The sequence below is a fragment of the Streptomyces bohaiensis genome, from assembly GCF_012033785.1.
Taxonomy (GTDB): Bacteria; Actinomycetota; Actinomycetes; order Streptomycetales; family Streptomycetaceae; genus Streptomyces; species Streptomyces bohaiensis.
Genome location: NZ_JAAVJC010000011.1, coordinates 41,903 through 47,967, shown reverse-complemented (window position 1 = coordinate 47,967; position 6,065 = coordinate 41,903). Strand labels below are relative to the sequence as shown.

1 protein-coding gene and 1 pseudogene are annotated in these 6,065 nt (G+C 73.6%); one reads left to right on the top strand and one right to left on the bottom strand.

Going from position 1 to position 6,065, the window contains the following annotated elements; all coding sequences use genetic code 11:
- Window positions 1-79: 79 nt before the first annotated feature.
- Window positions 80-4,896, top strand: a pseudogene (locus tag HCN52_RS03090) (DNA repair ATPase).
- Window positions 4,897-5,034: 138 nt separating this feature from the next.
- Here HCN52_RS03090 and HCN52_RS03085 read toward each other — a convergent pair.
- Entirely contained in the window at window positions 5,035-6,027 is a 993-nt protein-coding gene (locus HCN52_RS03085) for a DUF8017 domain-containing protein (RefSeq protein ID WP_168086786.1), read from the bottom strand.
- Window positions 6,028-6,065 lie beyond the last annotated feature (38 nt).

Below are 6,065 nucleotides of genomic sequence, written 5' to 3'. Positions count from 1 at the left end.
GCACGGCGCCGCGCCGCCCGGACACCCCCGGCGCACCGACCGGAGCCGACCCGGCCGTGCGCCCAGCCCCAGGAGACCCATGACCCAGGAGATGGACGCGGGCACCTACGAGGTGCTCCGGGACCGCATGAAGTCCGCGGCGGCCGACCTCGCCGGCCGCGCCCGCAGCCTCAACGACGACCGGGTCGAGACGTTCGGCGGCAGCGAACTCGCCCTCCGCACCACCGACCGGATCCGCACCGAGCACAACTGCGTCCCCCGCGACGTCGTGCAGGTCCGCGGTCATCTGCTCGCCGGCTACACCGTCCGGTTCGGCCTCAAGCAGTCCACCGCCGTCAGCGACGTCTTCGGGCTGCACCGCTACCAGCCCGAGGCCGAGGGCGCGCACTTCACCGCCGTGCCCGAGAACGCGGTCCCCGGGCTCCTCGACGACCCCGGGTTCGTCCGCGACTTCGAGACCCTCTTCCGGTACTACCGGCAGGCGCAGCTGCTCCAGCTGCGGACCGTCGGCCAGCTGCTGCTCGCCGTCTTCCAGACCGGCGACCGCGTCAGCGACATCCGGGTCCTGCGCTGGCAGCTCGCCGCCGACGGCACCCCCTCATACCTCGACGCCAAGGGCGAGCGCGACCACGTCTTCCCGCCCTCGCACGACTTCGAGTGGACGCTCACCGGCCGGGAGCACCACACCTCCGGCCAGCACCCCACCGTCGCCATCGACGGCGAACTGTTCGTCGACGCGACCGGCGGCCACCTCACCGTCCGGGTCGAGGACTCCACCGACACCGGGGAGGCGATCCACAGCGAACCGGTCGAGGCGCCGCTGCAGTCCCTCGCCGACGCGGAGATCTCCTACGCCCGCCGCGGCCCGCTGATCCTGCTGAAGGTGCTGCCGTACGGCGAGAGCGACCACCGTCACCTGGTGCACAACACCCGCACCAAGGAGGTCGTGCGACTCGACGGCATCGGCCAGGCCTGCCACAGCCTGCCCGAGGACCAGGGGCTGATCTTCCCCGGCGGCTACTACATCAGCGGCGCACCCGCCGGTGCCGCCGCCCGGACCTTCGACACCGACACCACCGACCTGGAGTACAAGTCCGCCGTCCGCTCGCCCAACGGCGAGGACGTGCTGTACGTCTTCCACGCGCGGGCCGAGGGCCGCACCCTGCTGCTGCCCTACAACCTCATCCGGAAGGAGGTCGCCAACCCGATCTCCTCCCACGGCTACACGCTGTTCGAGGACGGCACCATGGTGGTCTTCCGCGCCGCCGGTGAGGAGGCGACCCGCGTCCACCCGATGCAGGTCTGGCACACCCCGTTCGTCTCCGACGCCCACGCGGCCGCCCAGCCGCAGGGCGACGGCCCGCTCGCCCGCATCGGCAACGCGGAACTGGTCCGAGGCGTCTCCGACGCGCTGACCGTCGCCCGCATGGCCGACGAACTCGCCCCCGGCACCGCCGTCTTCGAGGCCGTCGTCGCCGCCTGCACCCGACTTGCCGAGCAGTACCACTGGCTCGGCGTCGACGGCCTCCACGGTCTCGACCAGCCGCTCGCCACGCTGCGGACCGCCGCCGAGCAGGTCATCGACGAGTACGAGCGCGTCCTCGAACTGCGCCGGCAGGCCCGCGAGGCCACCACCGCGAACGACGCCGAGGTCACCGCCCTCGTCCGCCGCTCCCGCGGCGAGGCCCCGAAGTCCGCCCCGCAGTGGGTGGCGCTCCTCACCGAGCTCCGCCGCGCACAGGGCCGCACCGAGTCGCTGCGCGACATGCGCCACGCCGACCTCGACGCGCTCACCGCCACCGCCGAGCAGCTCTCCGAGGCCCTCGCCGCCACCGGCCGCCGCGCCGTCGCCTTCCTCTCCCGCGCCGACGCCTTCGACGACGCACACGCCGCCGTCGCCGAGCTCGCCGACCGCGCAGCCGCCGCGGAGACCGTCGCGGACGCCGAGCCCGTCGCCGAGGAGATCGCCGAGCAGGCCGACTCGCTGCGGACCGTCACCGACGTCATCGGCGGCCTGCAGATCTCCGACGCCACCGTCCGCACCGGACTGCTGGAACGCATCGGCGAGGTCATGGGGGCGGTCAACCGCGCCCACGCCGTGCTCGACCGCCGCCGTCGCGAACTGCTGGAGACCGAGGGCCGCGCCGAGTTCGCCGCCGAGTACGCCCTCCTCGGCCAGGCCGTCTCCGGCGCCCTCGCCGCCGCCACCACCCCCGAGGAGTGCGACGAGCAGCTCGGCAGGCTGCTGCTCCAGCTGGAGAACCTCGAATCCCGCTTCGGTGCCTTCGACGACTACCTCGCCCAACTCACCGAGCAGCGCGAGGAGATCTACGAGACCTTCTCCGCCCGCAAGCAGGCGCAGCTCGACGAGCGCGCCCGCCACGCGGAACGCCTCACCGAGTCCGCCAACCGCATCCTCTCCACCGTCGAACGCCGCACCGCCTCCCTGGGCAGCCTCGACGAGATCAACGCCTACTTCGCCACCGACCCGCTGGTCGAGCGGGTGCGCGGCGCCGCCGACGAACTCCGCTCCACCGGGGAGACCGTCCGCGCCGAGGAGCTGGAGGGCCGCGTCAAGGCCCTCCGCCAGGAGGCGGGCCGCGCCCTGCGCGACCGCGCCGACCTCTACGGCGCCGACGGCAGCGTCCGCCTCGGCCGCCACCGCTTCGGCGTCAACACCCAGCCGATCGACCTGACGCTGGTCCCCCAGGACGGCGCCCTGGCCTTCGCCGTCACCGGCACCGACTACCGGGCCCGCGTCACCGACCCCGCGTTCGCCGCCACCGCCGAGTTCTGGGACCAGCCGCTGGCCTCGGAGTCACCCGAGGTCTACCGAGCGGAGCACCTCGCCGCGACCGTCCTCGCCGAGGCCGACCCGGCACGGCTCACCACCGCCGCGGCCGACGACCAGCTGATCACCCTGGTACGGGAGTTCGCCGGCGCCGCCTACGACGAGGGCTACGACCGCGGCGTCCACGACCACGACGCCGCCACCATCCTGGCGACCGTGCTCAGGCTCCGCGAGGCCGCCGGGCTGCTGCGCTACACCCCCGAGGCACGGGCCGCCGCCCAACTCACCTGGGCCTTCGGCACGGACACCCACCGCGCCACCGCCTACCGCACCCGCGCCCGCTCCCTCGCCAGGGCCCGCGCCGCGTTCGGGACCACCGCGGCCGTCACCGACCTGGCCGCCGAACTCGGCCGACACATCGCCGACTTCCTCACCGAGGCAGGGCTCCCCACCGCGCTGACCCCGGTCACCGTCGCAGCGGCCGGCGACTACCTCTTCGAGGAACTCGCACTCGGGGGAGAGGACTTCGTCGCCGGAAGCCTGGCACGCGAACTGCTCGGCGACTTCCGCAGCGCCCTCGGCCGCGACGGCAGCGAGGAGTTCACCGCCGACACCAAGGCGCTGGGCGAGGACCTCACAGCCCGCCACCAGCTGGTCGCCGCCTGGCTCGCCGCCTACGCCGAGTCCGCGGGGCGCCCCGTCGAGGACCTCGCCGAGGCCGTCGCCCTGCACCTCTGCGACGGCAGTCTCGTCCACCGGAACCACGACGCGCCCTTGCGCGCCGCGACCACCGGGCTGCTCGGTACCCACCCCCGCGTCCTCGGCGGCGAACTCGACGTGCGGATCGACGAGTTCCTGGCGCGGACCACCGCGTTCCGGACGGTCCGCGTCCCCGCGCACCGCGCCTACACCCGCCAGCGCAACGCGCTGCTGGAGGCGGAGCGCGGGCGGCTGCGCCTGGAGGCCTACCGACCCCAGGTGATGTCCTCCTTCGTCCGCAACCGGCTCATCGACGAGGTCTACCTCCCGCTCATCGGTGACAACCTCGCCAAGCAGCTCGGCACCACCGGCGAGGACCGCCGCACCGACAGCCAGGGCCTGCTCCTGCTGCTCTCCCCGCCCGGCTACGGCAAGACGACGCTCATGGAGTACGTCGCCGCCCGCCTCGGGCTCGTCCTCGTCAAGGTCGACGGGCCTGCGCTGGGGTACGGCACCACCTCCCTGGACCCGGGGGCCCCCCCCCCCCCCCCCCCCCCCCCCCCCCCCCCCCCCCCCCCCGGCGGGAGGTCGAGAAGATCAACTTCGGCCTGGAGATGGGCAACAACGTCTTCCTCTACCTGGACGACATCCAGCACTGCTCGCCCGAGCTGCTCCAGCGCTTCATCCCGCTGTGCGACGCCCAGCGCCGCATCGACGGCGTCCGCGCCGACGGCACCGCCACCACCTTCGACCTGCGCGGCAAGCGGTTCGCCATCTGCATGGCCGGCAACCCCTTCACCGGCGGCGGCACCCGGTTCCGTGTCCCCGACATGCTCGCCAACCGCGCCGACGTCTGGAACCTCGGCGACGTGCTGTCGGGCCGCGAGGAGCAGTTCGCGCTCAGCCACATCGAGAACGCGCTCACCTCCAATCCGGTCCTCGCCCCGCTGGCCGCACGCGAACGCGGCGACGTGGACCTGCTGGTCCGCATGGCCCGCGGCGACGACTCCGTCACCGCCGACCGCCTCTCCCACCCCTACAGCGCCGCCGACCTGGAGCAGATCACCTCGGTCCTCGCCAAGCTGCTCCACATCCAGGGCACCACGCTCAAGGTCAACGCCGCCTACATCCACTCCGCGACCCAGGACGACGCGCACCGCACCGAACCGCCGTTCCTGCTCCAGGGCTCCTACCGCAACACCAACCGCCTGGCCGAGCGCATCGTGCCGGTGATGACCCAGGAGGAGGTGGAGTCCGCCATCGACGACCACTACCTGGCCGAGGCGCAGACCCTCACGCGCGGCGCCGAGGCCAACCTGCTGAAACTGGCCGAGCTCCGTGGGCGGATGAGCGAGGAGCAGCGGCAGCGCTGGACGGAGATCCGGCAGGCGTTCCGCCCCTCCTGACAGGCTGATCCTGTGTCGGGGGGGGGGGGGGGGGGGGCCGGGCTCCGGCCCGACGCGACACAGGAAGGCCCCGGCGGTGGTGGCCCGAGGGGCTCACCGTCCCGCCGGGGCCTCCCCGGGCAGCGGCTGCTGTTCGGCTCAGTCGGCCCGGCTCAGCAGGCGCAGGCTGCCAGTGATCGTGTCGAGTGTCTCCTCGTCCAGCTCGCCCTCCACGTCCGCGTCCAGGATCGCCAGCCACACCTGGACGTCGTGCGAGCTGTCGAGGTACGCGACGGAGACGACCGTGGCGTCGGTGGCGTAGCACTCCGGGTCCTGACCCTCCTTGAGATCGAAGCCGGTCAGCTCGCCCACCGAGATGTGGCCCTCGAACCCGTGGTCGTTGGTGAACGGCTCGGGGTCGCTGATCACCAACTCGCCTGTGAACGTGGGGTCGTAGACCGCGCGCGCGTACTCCAGCGCATTGCTCCGGGCGGCCTCCTCCGTGCCGCTGGAACCCCTGGACCCGGTGATCCCGATGACGCCCCGGGAGGAGTTCGCCCCGCAGACGCCGCCCTCGAACACGGCGCCGCCGCGGACGACGTACAGCAGCTCCTCCTCCTCGCCGTCATCGTTGATGATCACCGGGCGCCACTCGACGTAGCTCTCCGCGTTGACCACCTCCCACTCCTCGCCGGGCGGCACGTCGTAGGCGAGGTCGCGGGCGGGGAGCGCCTGCACCTGCCAGTCGTCGACGACGGGGTCGGCCGGCGGCCCGGTCGAGCCGCGGGGGTCGCTGCCGCGGTCCTCCGCGTCCTCCTCGTCGGTCTCCTCCGGTTCCTCGCCCCCGCCGAGCACGTCCTCCCCGTCGCCCTCGGCACCCCCGTTCTCCTCGTCGTCCCCGCCGGGGGCGGCGACGGCGGGCTCGCCGCCGTCACCACCGGTCAGCAGCACACCGGCGACGGTCGTCCCCGCCACCATCGCCACCGCCGCCACCACGGCCAACGCCATCCTCGTGCCGTGCGACAGCCCGCCACGGCCCTTCCCGGGGGACCCCCCGGGCACCAGCGTCGCGTCCGGCTCCGGACGCCCGGGGTGCTCCGGCCTGCCGTACTGGCCGGCCGGCGGCGGTGTCTGGTTCGGGCCGTCGGTCATGTCCTGCTCCCCCTGGGGATGGCGCGACCGGTGCCGTA